Genomic DNA, 15,458 nt, shown 5'->3' with positions numbered 1-15,458 from the left:
AAAGCTCTTTTCCAGACAATAATTATTTTTCGAAGGTATATGTAGCGCACATAAATCCCTACTTTTATTGGGTATAACTGTTTTTTTGTTAGCTAGAGACAGATTATGACTAAACAGTTTGAGCACCCATTGCCCAATAGCGAAGGTTATTTTGGTGAATATGGCGGCAGCTTTATCCCACCAGAGCTTCAAGCTGTGATGGAAGACATTAATCAAGCTTATCTGGAGATTCGTCAAGATCCGCAATTTGTTGCTGAACTCACTCGTTTATACCAACACTATGTAGGCCGCCCTAGCCCGATATTTCATGCCGAGCATCTATCTCAAACTTACGGCTGTGATATTTACTTAAAACGAGAAGATTTAAACCATACTGGCGCCCACAAAATTAATCACTGCTTAGGTGAAGTACTACTGGCTAAAAAAATGGGTAAAACCAAAGTGATTGCCGAGACTGGAGCGGGGCAACACGGAGTTGCTTTGGCTACAGCTGCGGCTTTGCTAGGTTTAGAGTGTGATATTCATATGGGTGAAGTAGATATTGCCAAAGAGCACCCGAATGTAGTGAGAATGCGTATTCTTGGCGCGAATGTTATTCCTGCTACCCACGGTAGAAAAACTTTAAAAGAAGCGGTAGATGGCGCGTTCCAAGCCTATATGGCTGACCCGCATACCCAGCTCTATGCTATTGGTTCTGTGGTTGGTCCGCACCCTTTTCCTATGATGGTTAGAGACTTTCAATCGATTATTGGTATCGAAGCTCGCGAGCAGTTTCAAGCTATGACTGGGTCGCTACCAGATAACTTAGTGGCATGTGTGGGTGGTGGTTCCAATGCTATGGGGCTATTTAGTGCCTTTTTAGAAGACGAAGCAGTGGCTATGCATGGTTGTGAACCTGCTGGGCGTAGTTTGGAAGAAGAAGGCGAACACGCAGCAACGTTAACTAAGGGCGAGCCTGGCACCATGCACGGTTTCCACTCTTATATGCTTAAAGATGAGCAAGGAGAGCCGCAGCAGGTTTACTCTGTGGCCAGTGGTTTAGATTATCCATCGGTTGGTCCACAACACGCTTACTTAAAAGATTTAGGCCGTGTTCAATATGGAGTGGTGAGTGACCAAGAAGCTATCGATGCTTTCTTTGAATTATCGCGCTTAGAGGGCATTATTCCGGCTATTGAATCCGCCCATGCCGTAGCTCATGCTATTAATTTGGCTAAGCAAGGTAACAAAGGGTCTATCTTGATTAACTTGTCGGGACGAGGCGATAAAGATATCGACTTTGTAGTGGAAAAATACGGCAAGCTTTACGGGATTGAATCATTGCTCTAGAGCGCATTATCTAATCTGTAGTAAAACTAAAGCCACAAGTTAGAGCTTGTGGCTTTGTTAATTTTATCGCTTAAGCGTTTAAAACTTATAGGCTACGTTGAGCATTGGCCCGCGGTAGTTATATTTTAATGTGGTTTCATTCCATTCGGCTTCAACCAGATAGTAATTATAACCTAGCTCAACATCCCAATTTGGGTTGATATGGTAAGAGATTGAAGCGTTTAAATCGGCTAAATAGCCGCTAGTATTATCTATCGATATATAGAAAAATTGAGTATGTGCGCCAATCGTCCAATCTTCAGATAACTGGTAATCGGCCCATAGTCCAATGTCTGGTAACGGAGCAGTGGTTGATTCATCAACTACTTCACCATTGGTACTGGCGCTGTCACAGGTAATACTTCCGTTATTATCAATACAACCAGCTATTTCGCCGCTAAAGCCCATTTCAATGAACATAACATGCAAACCTAAAGAGCCGCCTATTTCAGCACGATCGGTTTTGTAGAAAGAGTAGCCATAGCCAGCACGCAAAATATCAATATCCATGCGGGTGTCGATAGCTGCGCCTACTAACACTCCTTTGTCTGAATCGCCTGGAAGGGTGAAACCAAAGGTAGATTGGGTTTTTGCTGAGCGATGTAAGCGGCGCCAGTCGGCATAAACGTAGTGGCGATCGTTAAATTTATAACCAGCTTCAAAAAAAGGTAAAAACTGTTCTTCTTCTAGATTCAAATGATCTTCAAAATCTAGGTAGCCTTCACTGCCATCAAATAGTTTGGTGGAGACTGAAGAATCGGTTTGAGCCCAAAAGCCGCCTGCTTTAATTACCCATTCACCGGCAAAACTTGTAGAGCTAAAGCTTGCTATAAAGGCAGCTAGAGGCAGCCACTGCTTGGTTTTCATATACTATCCTTGTATCGCAGTATCAAACAGCTTAAATAAGGTGCTGTTTATGTCGAAGTCACTATCTATGTGAGCATATTGTTAGTATAAGCGCTTAAATCTGATAGTAAAATACAAACAAGCCACTATTCTTATGTAGTGGTTTGATTTATTTTAAACAGTACAAGTTAGGCTGAATGCTCAGCGTATTAATTGTTGTGTTGCTTGGAGAAAGAAATGTTAAAGGAATTAACGCGTTATTGTAGCGCTCTGGTGCTGGGGGCTTTGTTAGTTTGTGCTCCGATAACTTCGGCAATGGCCGCTGATTCAGGAAGTGACCAGGCCACCATATTGTTGGATAAATATCAGCGCCAACAAGAACGCATAGAAAAAATAAAAGCCAATATAGACCAAGTATCGAGTATCGAGCAGGCTGCTATTTCCCACCGCTTGTTAGAACGCCATCTACATGCTTTTGAAACCATCAACCAATTGTCTCAGTATTTAATTGAGCAGAAAACCTTGGGTTTAGCAGATGAGCAAGTATTGGCTCAGGTTGAGCAAATTATTGCGCAAAACAATCAAGACCTAGTTGATGGCATAGAAAAACAACAGGCTGAGTTTAATAAGGCATACGCCGAAGAAGAAGCAGACGGCATTAAAGCCTTCCAACTGTATATCGAACACCTAACTAGTTCCGACCTTATTTATACTGCGATGGTGCAGCAAATTGCCAATCAACAAGCTTTAGGTTTTAGTGCTGATGCTGAAAAGCAATATCTCATAGACCGACTTTATACCCGTGCTGAATCTTTCTCTGGCATGGTGGGCTTAGTAGGTAAAAAGCGTGAAGAGTTAGGTAAGCTAATTAAAATCACTCCAGATGACCAAAGTCTTAAAGACCAATTGGCGGTCGTTACCGAGCAATTGGCTGTGGCTGGTGAAAGCTTTAAGTTGACGGTGAGTTTGCTTACTCAAATGGGCTTTGATGCTTCTTTCTATCAACAAACTTTGCTTAAGCTAGGTGGCCAAATCACTACCGATGTTCTCGATGTGGACATACTAGGTGGCATCGCCAAACGTTGGTTGGAACGTCTTACGGAATACTTTGTAGAACATGGCGGCGAGTGGATCTTCAAGCTGTTTTTGCTGGTGGCTATTTACTACATTTTCCGCTCTTTATCGCGTTTAGTGCGCAAGCTAATGACTAAGAGTTTGGACTCTTCCAAACTAAACCTTTCTTCATTAATGAAAGATATGATTATTTCCTCGGTTGCGAGAGTGGTGATCATTATAGGAATCCTATTCGCGCTGGCTCAGGTGGGAATTTCGCTAGCACCTATCCTGGCTGGTTTAGGTGTGGCTGGTTTCATTATTGGTTTTGCTTTGCAAGATACTCTAGGTAACTTTGCTGCTGGTTTGATGATTCTTATCTATCGTCCCTACGATGTTGGAGACATGGTAGAAGTGGGTGGCGGGGTGTTTGGTAAGGTGAAAAGCATGAACCTTGTTTCTACCACCATTCTTACCATTGATAACCAAACCTTGGTTATTCCAAATAGTAAGATTTGGGGTGACGTAATTAAAAACGTTACTGCGCAAAAACTACGTCGTGTTGATTTAGTGTTTGGTATTGGTTACTCCGACGATATCGAAAAAGCCGAAGAGGTACTAAATGAGCTACTAGAAAAACATCCAATGGTATTGCCAGAGCCTGAACCAACAGTGAAGCTGCATGTGCTTAACGAATCTTCGGTTGATTTCATTGTTCGCCCTTGGGTTAAAACCGATGATTACTGGGACGTATATTGGGATATTACCCGTGAAGTGAAGATGCGTTTCGATCGCGATGGTATCTCTATTCCGTTCCCGCAGCGCGATGTACATTTTTATCCTGCCACTAGCGAAGCAGCGCAAATAGAAAAATAGTTAAAGTATTAAGCTATTAAATCAAAGGCTTGGTTTGAAATACCAAGCCTTTGTTATTTCTGCTGCTACTCACCGACGCTGAATAACTGGAAAAATTGGCTAAAATAAGTAAAATAGCGCTTCATTTTTGAGCAGAGGTTGTTGCAATTCGTGAGTCGTCAACGCGCCCTAGAAAAAATAGCCAAGTGTTTAGAGTTGGGTAACTCCTCAAATGTACATGAGGCTGCTCAAGCTATTCGCATGGCCCATCGGCTTATGCTTAAACACGGCCTTGAACAAGCTGATATTGAGCTTATTCAAATGGGTAAAACCTCTACCCAAACCCTACTACCTGCCAACGTAAGTGAAAATATTCTGCGCATAATCCGCGGTATTAATGGCCGCTTTGGGGTTGAGGCAGTACTGGTGAATCACAAAGGTTTAAAACGCGCCGAGTTTGTAGGACACGCCGACCGCGCGGTATTTGCCGCTTTTGCTTTTGACATTGTTTACCGCGAAATGAACCAACAAGTGGGTTCTTTTAGAAATAGCTTTGCTGGCTCTGGTACCGACAATGTCACAGTAGCTCGTCGGGTTACTTCATTTACTGCGGGTTGGTTAGAAGGTGCTTTGGAAAAACTGCCTGATCTTACCACCAATGGTCGTAACGAGCATATGGACGACTACCTTGATGAGATGTTTGAAAAGCTAGATCGCGAAACCTTTAAAGCCAAAATCAAAGCTTCAATGGGACAGTTAACGCCAGACTTTCAAACCGGCATGAAAAAAGGCCGAAAACTGTCAGTTAATCGGCCTGTAGAAGGCGCTCGCGCTGCATCTTTATTGCGTTAGAATGTGAGCTTGCTTAGTTTAAGCAAGCTGCCTAAATATCTAACTTACTTTTAGTATCTTACTCGTGTTGGTATGACCGGTTTGGTCAAATACGTCACCGTGGGTCAGGATGACCAAATCCCCTTTGCTTAAGTAACCTTGCTCTTTTAGCTGCTCAATCGCAATTTTAGATACTTTAATAATGTCTTCGCTGCTTTCATCAAAGTGAATTGGGTAAACCCCGCGGTATAAAGAGCAGCGGCTTAAAGTATTTTCGTGGCGAGATAGGGAGAAAATCGGCAAGCCACTACTTAAACGAGACATTAGCAATGGTGTACTGCCCGATTCGGTAAGCGCAATAATCGCCTTCATGCCTTTCATATGGTTAGCCGCGAACATGGTGCTCATGGCTACGGTTTCAGAAATGCTCTCGAAGGTATCGTTAATTCGGTATTTTGAAACGTTTATACTGCGCTGCTTCTCAGCACCTAAACATACTGACGCCATGGCTTGTACGGTTTCGATAGGATATTGTCCGGCAGCGGTTTCGCCAGAAAGCATCACTGCATCGGTACCATCAAGCACTGCGTTGGCTACGTCCATTACCTCTGCACGGGTTGGCATTGGTGCGCTGATCATCGATTCCATCATTTGAGTGGCGGTAATTACCGCACGGTTATATTTGCGAGTGAGGCGAATAAGGGTTTTTTGCACGCCAACTAATTCGGCGTCGCCTATTTCTACACCCAAGTCACCACGAGCTACCATTACCGCATCAGAGGCTTTAATAATGTCGATCATCGCTTCTTCAGTAGCAACGGTTTCGGCGCGCTCAACTTTGGCAACCAATTTTGTGGCTAAACCTGCTTGTTGGGTTAAACGACGGGCATAGTGCATGTCTTCGCCACTGTTTGGGAAAGACACTGCTAAATAGTCCACTTCAATTTTGGCTGCGGTAACAATATCGGCTTTATCTTTATCGGTAAGGGCTGCTGCAGATAAACCACCACCCAGTTTGTTAATGCCTTTGTTGTTCGACAAAATACCGCCAATCGTTACCTCGGTAGTGACTTGGCTATCTTTTACCGCGGTTACTTTAAGTTGAATGCGGCCGTCATCGAGCAATAAGATATCACCAGGCTCTACATCTTTAGGCAGGTGTTTGTAATCTAGGCCAACTTGTTTTTCATCACCTAAGCCTTTTTCTAACTCGCTGTCTAAAATAAAACTGTCGCCAACAACTAAATTAACTTTGCCATCTTTAAAGGTAGAAACGCGAATTTTAGGGCCTTGTAAGTCACCCAGTATTGCAATGTGTAGCTGATGTTTGGCTGCTAGCTCTCTTACCTTGGCGGCTCGCGCCAAATGATCCTCTGCGCTACCGTGGGAGAAGTTAAGGCGCACCATATTTGCACCACTCAAAATCAGTTGTTCTAGAACATCGTCTCGGTCAGTGGCGGGGCCTAAAGTTGTGACTATTTTAGTTCGTCTTAACATGTTGCTAATCCTTAAAAAAGTTATGAGATGTTTGCTTGAATTTGCTGATGCTGATTTAAGTATATGTAAATCAGCTTGTCCCTTGGTTTTTTTTTGTCTCTCAAGTACATTGCGCTTTAGGGATATTATTTGCTGTGGGGTGACAGAATGAAACAGGCAATCTTGGCAGAAATGAAGGTTTTGCCAGAAATTGATCCAGAGTTTGAAGTTAAACGCCGAATCGACTTTATAAAAGGCCGTTTAAAACAGGCTGGATTAAAAACGCTAGTGCTAGGTATTAGTGGCGGCGTTGATTCAACAACCACTGGTCGCTTAGCGCAATTAGCGGTAGAACAACTTAACAATGCGAGCGGTAGTCAAGATTATCGCTTTATCGCGATGCGTTTACCTTTTGGCGAGCAAAAAGATGAAGCAGACGCACAATTAGCTTTAGGTTTTATCAAGCCTTCGCATATTGTTACCACTAATATCAAAGCGGGCACCGAAGGGCTACATGCTAGCGCTAGTGAAAGCCTAACAGCAGCTGGTTTAGAGTTACCGGCGCAAGCAGCGGTTGATTTTGCTAAAGGCAATGTGAAAGCTCGGATGCGAATGATTGCTCAATATGAGATTGCCGGCTTAACTGGTGGCTTAGTGATTGGTACCGACCACTCTGCTGAAAACCTCACCGGCTTTTACACAAAACATGGTGATGGAGCCTGTGATTTAGTGCCGATCTTTGGTCTAAATAAACGCCAAGTTCGCCAAGTAGCCGATTACTTAGGCGCGCCTGAAAAGCTCATTGGTAAAGCGCCAACGGCCGATCTTGAAGAAGACCGCCCACAGCTGCCCGATGAAGTAGCACTAGGCGTTACTTATGACCAAATTGATGACTTCTTAGAAGGTAAGCGTGTTGCTGACGAAGTTGAGCAAAAGCTGATTGGCATTTACCAACGCACCCAACATAAGCGTCAGGCAATTCCAACCATCTACGATTAAGCTTGTTGTTTGAATACATAAAGCCGAAGCTGCCAGGCTTCGGCTTTGTTTGATCTGCGTCTTGTATTGCTAAGTGCAGATGTTGTCTAATTGCAGCCGAATTTTTAGAGGAACTCGCCTTGGGCAACAGCATCATATTTAGTCTCGATTTATTTGGTACCGCAATCTTTGCTATTTCCGGAGTATTGATAGCTAGTCGTCGCCGAATGGACCTGTTTGGTGCCTTGGTACTTGCCTGTGTTACTGCCATTGGTGGCGGTACTATCCGCGACATGGCCTTAGGTGCTAGCCCCGTATTTTGGGTTGAGAATGGCTTGTACTTGTGGGTGATTCTGGTGGCCAGTTTATCTTCGGTATTATTGCTTAATAACTTTCCCACTCCTCCTCGCTGGTTACTGCCGGTCGCAGATGCGATTGGCATGGCAGTTTTTATGGCAATTGGTGCCGATAAAGCCTATCAATATGGGGCGCCAATGATTGTAGCGGTTACCATGGGAGTTATTACTGCTTGTGGGGGCGGAATGATTCGCGATGTACTAGCCAACCAAGTTCCTTTAGTACTTCAACGAGAGGTATATGCCACTGCTTGTATTGTGGGGGGCTTAGTTTGGGTAGCCGCCTTGTACTTGGAGTTTTCGGTCACTATTGCTACAAGTGCTTGTATTTTGACCGCTTTAGTTATTCGTTTAGTGGCTATTCGCTACCATTTATCATTACCTAAGCTTGCCAAAAATCGTTAGTTAGCGATAAATACCGATAGGTGGTGTGAGATATCTCTTACAAGCTTGTGCGTTAAAAGCAGCTTTGCTTACAGTTGTTAAATGTAAATTTCCTTTTAAATTAGTCTCTTATGGTTTTTGTAAGAATTTGTAAGTAAAAAATTGAAAATTTTTTGCTAATGCGGCTTTTTCTCAAACTTAGATTCCGTATAGTTATCAGTGCACGGAGGCACTGACGTTTATCAGGATGAGAAACGTAGCAGGAGCTAAAAAGGATCAGTTACAGGATGTAACAAAGGACACCTCCTAGGAAGGAGAAGTGCAACTGGTATGGAAGACCGGTTATGCCATAGAAGGCTAAAGGACAGCTCAAAGGATTTGAGAAAAGGATAACTACAGGACGTAGTAACACAGTCAAAAAGGATTGCAGGGAGCAACTACCCGTTCACGGATTTGAGCGATATGACTACTAGGGGCGACACGAAAGTGTCGCCCCGACCTTTTTCTAAACCCAGCCAAGTGCTGGGTTTTTTATTGTTTAAATTTTGCTCGCCTATCTAGCTTTATCATTAAGCTAAAAGCTATTCACTTAGATTTATATTCTTCTTAACAGGGTTTATGTAGATAAATAGCGATTTAAAATCGCTTCGCTTCAGATGCTTGTTTGGTGATCGGCTAAAGGCTGTGTGAGAGATCGACCATTCTAATAGACCGATAAATCTCTTTGTTTGTCAGTGCTAAATAATTATTTTTCATATTATTCAATCGCTTATCTTAAATTACCCCTTAAGTAATAGGTTTGTTTGAATATTTTTGCTTTTGCCCTACTGGGCTTTAGTTGGGATAAGCGTAAAGTATCAACCATCAGGACGAACGAAGATTCAGGAAGAATTAGGCAGGACGCCGAGGTATTTAGGACGCAGCGCTCAGGATGAGCAGGCTTATCAAGGTAGATGAGTTTGGATGTCAGCACAGGATTGCTAGAAAGCAAAATACCAAATAGCTTCAGGACGAAGTATAGGGATACCTCCAGGACGGAGAGAGCAAGTGTTTAGGATGAACGCTTATGCCATAGAAGGCTAAAGGACAGCCCAAAGGAATTGGGAAGAGGAAACGCTAAGGAACAGTGTGAAACAGTCAAAAAGGATTGCAGGGAGCAATTAACGTTCATGGAATAGAGCGATATGACTACCAAGAGGGCGACACGTAAGTGTCGCCCTTTTTCTTTGCCTGCGATTTATTATTAGGTTTAGTTGGCTATTTCTAGTGTTTATACTGGTTAATCTGCAAGTTAGTGGACTTTAATGTTGCAGTTGTAGATATAGCAGATTCTTTATCTGCCACGGCCTGTGTGAGAGATCCGCCCGAGCTGCAGCGGGAAATATCACTTAGTTAATAAGCCTGTTTTAAACTAAGTTATTATATTTCAATTACTTATGGATTCTATCTTGATTTTTAGTGGCTAAAACTGAAATTATTTAGTTTTAGCCACTGGGATTAACAAGTGATCGGCGTAAAGTATCAACCATCAGGACGAGCCAAGGCTTAGGAAGAGTCAGGGCAAGATGCCAAGGTATTAGGAAGCAGCGCTCAGGAAGAGCATGTTTATCAAGGTAGATAAACATTAGGATGTCAGCACAGGAGTGCTAGAAAGCAAAATACCTCAAACTTTCAGGATGAAGTTAAAGGATACCTCCAGGACGGAGAGAGCAAGTGTTTAGGATGAACATTTATGCCATAGAAGGCTAAAGGAAAGCTCAAAGGAACTGGGAAGAGGAAACGCTAAGGATTAGTGTGCAACAGTCAAAAGGATTGCAAGGAGCAATTACTGTTCACGGACAAGAGCAATATGACTACTTAAAAGGCGACACATATGTGTCGCCTTTTTTCATTTTAGCGCTGCTAGCTTTGTGAGTGTTGCCACCAGCTGTTTTTGCTCATCAAACATATCAATATGATTAAGCTCGCCAAGCCTGCCATGGTGTGGGCAATAATAATGGCTAAAAATATTACTTTGCTGCTTCCCCACATCGCGCCGATATAAATAGCCGGCAACATAAAACCAAACAACCTAATTAAGTTTATCGCCATTGCGAGCAGCGGTTTAGCTAAGGCATTTAAGGTTTGCGCCAGTAATAAGGGCACAGCCATCATACCGTAGCAAAAAGGCACTAGCTGTAAGTAATATTTGCTAAGCTCCGCCACCTCTGCATCGTGATTAAAACTATAACTCACTAAAGGGGCAAAGGCGTACGTTGCGATAGCGAGCAATAGTTGCCAAACCACCGCTAGCCTAATGGCGTGATGAACGATTTGCTGAGCGCGTTGTGCTTTACCTGCTCCAACATTTTGCCCAACTAACATCGGAATCACCGAGTTAATTGCCATTACACCAATAAATAATAAGGCTTCTACCCGTGTGGCAAAGCCATAGGCGGCTACTGTTGCGGTGCCGGCACTGGCTAAAATCACCAAGGTTATGGTGGTGGCTATGGGAGTGAGCAACTGAGAAAACACTGCCGGAATGGCAATGCTAAGCAGCTTTTTCCAGGAGGCGAGAAGCTGTTTAATAGAGCAGGCTTCAAAGCGTAGTAGTTTTAATTTAAAACTTAGTAGGTAAACAGCAACACTAAAGGTGAGTGCCCAAGCAACTGCAGTGGCTAAAGCGGCGCCTTGAACTCCCATGGCTGGCACCGGGCCCCAGCCAAAAATAAAAATAGGATCTAATACACCATTTACGATACCAGCAACCAGCATGACCACACTGGGGGTTTTACTGTCGCCACTGGCCCTTATGGCGCTATTACCCACCATAGGTATCACTAATAGCGGAACCGAGAGATACCAAATTTGCATATATTGCTCAATATAAGGCATTACTGGTAATTCGGCGCCTAAGTGGCTGAAAAGAGGATAAATGCTGATATAACCCAGCCCAGCAATCGCGATTATTAGCACTAAGCTAAGCAATAAACTATGGCTAGTGAGTTGGGCGGCCTGTTGATGTTGGCGAGCCCCCAGTATCCGCCCTACATGGGATGACAAGCCAATGCCTAAACCCATAGCTACACTAGTGATGGCAAAGGTAATGGGAAAAGTAAAAGATACCCCAGCCAAAGCATCGGTACCCAGCATGGCAACAAAAAAGGTATCAACCAGGTTAAAAAAGATGATCGCAAAAATGCCAACCAATGTTGGACTGGCCTTATTGATAATTAGCGGCGTGATGGGGGCATCAAGCAGGTACTGGCGTTGTTGTTCCATTAACTTGCGGCTGGGAAATAGAGGCTTCAGTATACGTGGCTCAAAGGCTAAGCGAAAGAATCAGCATAAAGCCTTAAAAACTGCCAATGATTGTTTAAATTTTAATCGTTATTGTTGTTTTTAAGAGCAGAAAACGGTAAATTGCGGCTTCCTTAATAGCGAGAGAAGTTATGTCTCAGTTTGACAGTATTCGCCCTTATCAAGATTCTGAAGTAAAAAGTACACTGCAACGTCTCATTAATGATCCCGAATTTATCACTACTTTAGTTAAGTTTCGTTACCCTAAAGCCAGTGGTGCCTTTCTCTCGCTAACGTCCTTTGCCTTGCGCCAAGTACTTAAATTTAAAGTAAGAAACGTAAAAAGTGTTTATGATTTTCAAGTAATGGTAGAGCGCTACATGGCGCATATGATTAAAACTACCACCTCGCAATTAAGCTCAAGTGGTTTAGACGACCTAGATTTATCTAAGCCGCATCTGTTTATCTCAAATCACCGAGATATTGCTCTCGACCCAGCTTTTGTAAACTACTTGCTGCATATAAATGGCCAAGATACGGTGCAAATTGCCATTGGTGATAACTTATTAACTAAGCCTTGGGTGTCTGACTTAATGCGTCTTAACCGCAGCTTTATTGTTAAGCGCTCGGCTAGCGCTAAACGCGAAAAGTTGGCTAATCTAAAAGAGCTCTCTGCTTACATTCAACATACCTTGGCAAGTACTGGCGACCATATCTGGATTGCCCAGCGTGAGGGCCGTGCTAAAGATGGCTTAGATCTTACTAATTCAGCACTTATTTCTATGCTGGCCTTAAACAAGTCTAAGCAACAAGACTTTGCCGAATACATCAAAGAACTCAATATTGTTCCGGTATCTATTTCTTATGAGTTTGACCCTTGTGACGTGGCTAAAGCTAATGAGCTCGTGTCGCAAAACCAACATGGCGAATACCAAAAAGAAGAGCATGAAGATATTTACAGCATATCGCGCGGTATTGTTGGGCAAAAAGGTCGAGTACATGTGCATTTTGCAGAACCACTAGCGGGTGAATATGAAAATGCTAAAGATGTGGCTGAAGCCTTAGACAAAGCGATTATTGGCAATTATCAGCTAATGCCAACTAACTGGATCGCCATGGGTGATGCCATACCTGAAAATATCTCTGCCAATGACCTTGCTGAAGCTAAGCGCTATTTTGAAGCGAAGACTCGCGATATTAGTGCAGAGGTCCGATCTCAACTGTATGAAATGTACGCAAACCCCATTCGTGCAAGACAGCAACTATCTGAATAACAAGAAAATTAAATACTTCATATAGCCTTGGCACTGTAGCTGCATACCCCTAATTAGGTATCAAAATTTAGGGGTATGATATGTTCCGTTCAAAAACTAGCCAAACCATCGCCAATGTACTGTCTGACCAGGACAAACTTGAACAACTATTGTCGTTAATGCTACCCGATGAAGTCGCCGAGCTGGATCAGCTAGGTGCGCAGCATTGCCGCAGAAAACGCCAAGCAAGTGGCCGTTCACATTCAATTTCGGCGAAGTTTTAGTCATTTACTGTTAATAAACTTACTGTGTAATAAGCTGTTACTGATAAACTATAGGGAAAAGCCAACTAATAGGCTTTTCATCTCAGTTAATAGCAAAATAAGACAGCACAGTATATGGCCACAAAAACTCAAGCGGGTGTTTCTTTTCCACTCGGCGCTACCTATCAAGGTAGTGGCGTTAATTTTAGTATTTTCTCTAAAAATGCTACGGGAGTTACCCTTCTATTATTTAAAGAAGTTAACTCTCGTGAGCCTTTTGCCGAATATCGTTTAGACCCAAATACCAACAAAACAGACCATTATTGGCATATTTTTGTTGAAGACCTAGACGTGGGAACGCTTTATGGTTTCCGGGTAGATGGTCCTTGGCAGCCAGAGCGTGGATTACGCTTTGACTCAAGTAAGGTTCTGCTCGACCCTTACGCCAAAATCACTCACTTCCCAGATAATTATTTACGTCAGGTGGCTGCGCGTCATGGTCATGTAAATACCAACCAGTGCATTAAAGGTGCGGTAGTAGACTTACGAGGTTTTGATTGGCAAGGTACTCAGCCAATTAAACGCTCCTTGCAAGATACCGTTATTTACGAAATGCACGTAGCGGGTTTCACTAAGCACCCGTCTTCTGGTGTCGCTGAGCATAAGCGCGGCACCTATGCAGGTGTTATCGAGAAAATTCCTTACCTTAAAGAGCTGGGCATTACCGCCGTCGAGTTAATGCCTGTTCAGCAATTCGATCTACAAGATGCACCACTGAGTAAGCAAAACTATTGGGGTTATAGCCCAATTAACTTCTTCTCGCCGCATACTGCTTATAGCTCGGATAAGAGTGTGTGTGGCGCCTTTAACGAATTTAGAACCATGGTGCGAGAGCTGCATAAAGCCGGCATTGAGGTGATATTAGATGTGGTGTTTAACCACACTGCAGAAGGCGGACACGACGGCCCAACACTTAGCATGAAGGGTCTGCAAAACGATACCTACTACATGCTGGAAAACGAAAAACGTTGGTACAGTAACTATTCGGGTTGTGGCAATACTTGTAATGCTAACCACTCGGTAATGCGCCGTATGATTCGTGATGCCTTGCGTTTTTGGGTAAACGAAATGCATGTGGATGGTTTCCGTTTCGATTTAGCCTCAGTCTTGGCACGTGACTCTAAAGGTCATGTAATGAAAGAGCCGCCATTGCTATGGTCTATTGATTCAGATCCTTCTTTGGCGGGTACTAAAATTATTGCCGAAGCGTGGGATGCCGCTGGTCTTTACCAAGTGGGTGAGTTTGTTGGTGATCGCTGGAATGAATGGAATGGTAAATTCCGTGATGATGTACGTTCGTTCTTCCGTGGCGATTCAGGCGTTACCGGTAAATTTGCTTCGCGCTTATTGGGTAGCCCAGATATTTATTATAAAGAAAACCACTCGCCACAGCGCTCGGTTAACTTAGTCACAGCACACGATGGATTTACCTTGAACGACTTGGTGAGCTATAACGACAAGCACAACTTAGAAAATGGTGAAAACAACCGTGATGGCGATAACCACAACATCAGCTATAACCACGGTGTAGAAGGGCCAACGCTTAATCCAAAGATTAACGACTTGCGTGAGCAGCAAATGAAGAACTTCTTCGCTACCTTGTTGCTCTCATTAGGCACGCCAATGATTACAATGGGTGATGAAGTAAAACGCACCCAAAACGGTAATAACAACGCCTATTGTCAAGATAACGAGCTATCGTGGTTTGACTGGCGCTTGGTCGATAAAAACCAAAGCTTACTGCGTTTTGTGCAAGAGATGATTAAGCTGCGTCGTTACGATGATGTGCTAGAAGAGAAGATCCACTTGAGCCTGTCGGATGTGATTCACGATGCCAATATTGAATGGCATGGTGTGCATCAAGGTCAGCCCGATTGGTCTGAACATAGCCACTCTATTGCAGTTACTCTATTAGACCCATACTCAAAAGACCGCTTATACATGGTGTTTAACTCCTACTGGGAAGAGTTAGAGTTTGAAGTTCCATGCATTGAAGGACACTGGTTTACTTTGGTAAATACTGCAGCTAAACCGCCGGAAGATGTTTACGACTTTAAAACTGCGCCTATGTTAGAAACCGGCTCAGTTAAAGTATCAGCGCGCTCGGTAATGGTATTTGTGGCAAACCCACAAATTGAAAAACGCAGTGAGAGAGTTTAACTCGCAGCGTTACTAGTTTGTGCAGGGCAATAAAACTTTGCCCATGAAGAATGGGTAGTGTGTGAATAGCTAAACACGCTACCCAACATTAATACCAATAATAGTACTCTTACACCCATCGAAAAAAACGCCATTGTGTTGCCCTCTTTGCCTCCGTCCGTGTGGCTTATTGCCATTATGATTTGCTAGTTTGAGACTAGTATCTAACGAAAGTTTCATTATTTTAATAAGTTATGGACTTTTGTTTGATAAAAGTGAGCTAGGTTGGATTTTAATGCTAAAAATGAAAAAAC

11 protein-coding genes are annotated in these 15,458 nt (G+C 43.2%); 8 read left to right on the top strand and 3 right to left on the bottom strand.

What is annotated here, in order from left to right; all coding sequences use genetic code 11:
- Positions 1-105 precede the first annotated feature (105 nt).
- Positions 106-1,329: a tryptophan synthase subunit beta gene (gene trpB, locus G6R11_RS17125; RefSeq protein ID WP_163134284.1), complete on the top strand. Its 1,224-nt coding sequence runs from the start codon at positions 106-108 to the stop codon at positions 1,327-1,329.
- Positions 1,330-1,407: 78 nt separating this feature from the next.
- Here the strand turns inward: trpB and G6R11_RS17120 are convergent, their stop codons facing one another.
- Entirely contained in the window at positions 1,408-2,235 is an 828-nt protein-coding gene (locus G6R11_RS17120) for a hypothetical protein (RefSeq protein ID WP_163134283.1), read from the bottom strand.
- 216 nt (positions 2,236-2,451) lie between these two features.
- Here G6R11_RS17120 and G6R11_RS17115 point away from each other — a divergent pair, with 216 nt between their 5' ends.
- Both G6R11_RS17115 and G6R11_RS17110 read left to right on the top strand, forming a co-directional pair.
- Positions 2,452-4,143, top strand: coding sequence for a mechanosensitive ion channel family protein (locus G6R11_RS17115; RefSeq protein ID WP_163134282.1), 1,692 nt, complete (start codon positions 2,452-2,454; stop codon positions 4,141-4,143).
- Between the two features lie 150 nt (positions 4,144-4,293).
- A complete protein-coding gene (locus tag G6R11_RS17110) occupies positions 4,294-4,974 on the top strand; it encodes a DUF2786 domain-containing protein (RefSeq protein ID WP_163134281.1) in 681 nt (226 codons plus the stop codon).
- Between the two features lie 39 nt (positions 4,975-5,013).
- Here the strand turns inward: G6R11_RS17110 and pyk are convergent, their stop codons facing one another.
- A complete protein-coding gene (gene pyk / locus G6R11_RS17105; protein ID WP_240352498.1) occupies positions 5,014-6,450 on the bottom strand; it encodes a pyruvate kinase in 1,437 nt (478 codons plus the stop codon).
- 147 nt (positions 6,451-6,597) lie between these two features.
- Between pyk and nadE the strand changes: the two genes are divergently transcribed.
- Both nadE and G6R11_RS17095 read left to right on the top strand, forming a co-directional pair.
- Positions 6,598-7,428 (top strand): ammonia-dependent NAD(+) synthetase, encoded by an 831-nt coding sequence (nadE, locus tag G6R11_RS17100; protein WP_163134280.1) that lies wholly within the window; start codon positions 6,598-6,600, stop codon positions 7,426-7,428.
- Between the two features lie 119 nt (positions 7,429-7,547).
- On the top strand, positions 7,548-8,168 hold the full coding sequence (locus G6R11_RS17095; protein ID WP_163134279.1) for a trimeric intracellular cation channel family protein: 621 nt from the start codon (positions 7,548-7,550) through the stop codon (positions 8,166-8,168).
- A gap of 1,881 nt (positions 8,169-10,049) precedes the next feature.
- Here the strand turns inward: G6R11_RS17095 and G6R11_RS17090 are convergent.
- Positions 10,050-11,411: an MATE family efflux transporter gene (locus G6R11_RS17090; protein WP_163134278.1), complete on the bottom strand. Its 1,362-nt coding sequence runs from the start codon at positions 11,409-11,411 to the stop codon at positions 10,050-10,052.
- A 170-nt stretch (positions 11,412-11,581) separates the two neighbouring features.
- Between G6R11_RS17090 and G6R11_RS17085 the strand changes: the two genes are divergently transcribed.
- The 3 genes from G6R11_RS17085 to glgX all read left to right on the top strand — a co-directional run bounded on the left by G6R11_RS17085 (position 11,582) and on the right by glgX (position 15,165).
- Positions 11,582-12,703 (top strand): 1-acyl-sn-glycerol-3-phosphate acyltransferase, encoded by a 1,122-nt coding sequence (locus G6R11_RS17085; protein ID WP_163134277.1) that lies wholly within the window; start codon positions 11,582-11,584, stop codon positions 12,701-12,703.
- Positions 12,704-12,783: 80 nt separating this feature from the next.
- Positions 12,784-12,966, top strand: coding sequence for a hypothetical protein (locus G6R11_RS17080; protein ID WP_163134276.1), 183 nt, complete (start codon positions 12,784-12,786; stop codon positions 12,964-12,966).
- Positions 12,967-13,080: 114 nt separating this feature from the next.
- Positions 13,081-15,165: a glycogen debranching protein GlgX gene (gene glgX, locus G6R11_RS17075; protein ID WP_163134275.1), complete on the top strand. Its 2,085-nt coding sequence runs from the start codon at positions 13,081-13,083 to the stop codon at positions 15,163-15,165.
- The last annotated feature ends 293 nt before the right edge of the window (positions 15,166-15,458 follow it).

This window comes from Agarivorans sp. Alg241-V36, from assembly GCF_900537085.1.
Classification (GTDB): Bacteria; Pseudomonadota; Gammaproteobacteria; order Enterobacterales; family Celerinatantimonadaceae; genus Agarivorans.
Note: the sequence above shows the minus strand (reverse complement) of the source record. Positions and strands in the feature narration are given on the sequence as shown.

Coding starts and splice junctions, on each gene's coding strand:
- glgX (WP_163134275.1), top strand. CDS start 13,081: ATGGCCACAAAAACTCAAGCGGGTGTTTCTTTTCCACTCGGCGCTACC.
- G6R11_RS17115 (WP_163134282.1), top strand. CDS start 2,452: ATGTTAAAGGAATTAACGCGTTATTGTAGCGCTCTGGTGCTGGGGGCT.
- G6R11_RS17090 (WP_163134278.1), bottom strand. CDS start 11,411: ATGGAACAACAACGCCAGTACCTGCTTGATGCCCCCATCACGCCGCTA.
- pyk (WP_240352498.1), bottom strand. CDS start 6,450: ATGTTAAGACGAACTAAAATAGTCACAACTTTAGGCCCCGCCACTGAC.
- G6R11_RS17085 (WP_163134277.1), top strand. CDS start 11,582: ATGTCTCAGTTTGACAGTATTCGCCCTTATCAAGATTCTGAAGTAAAA.
- nadE (WP_163134280.1), top strand. CDS start 6,598: ATGAAACAGGCAATCTTGGCAGAAATGAAGGTTTTGCCAGAAATTGAT.
- G6R11_RS17080 (WP_163134276.1), top strand. CDS start 12,784: ATGTTCCGTTCAAAAACTAGCCAAACCATCGCCAATGTACTGTCTGAC.
- G6R11_RS17120 (WP_163134283.1), bottom strand. CDS start 2,235: ATGAAAACCAAGCAGTGGCTGCCTCTAGCTGCCTTTATAGCAAGCTTT.
- trpB (WP_163134284.1), top strand. CDS start 106: ATGACTAAACAGTTTGAGCACCCATTGCCCAATAGCGAAGGTTATTTT.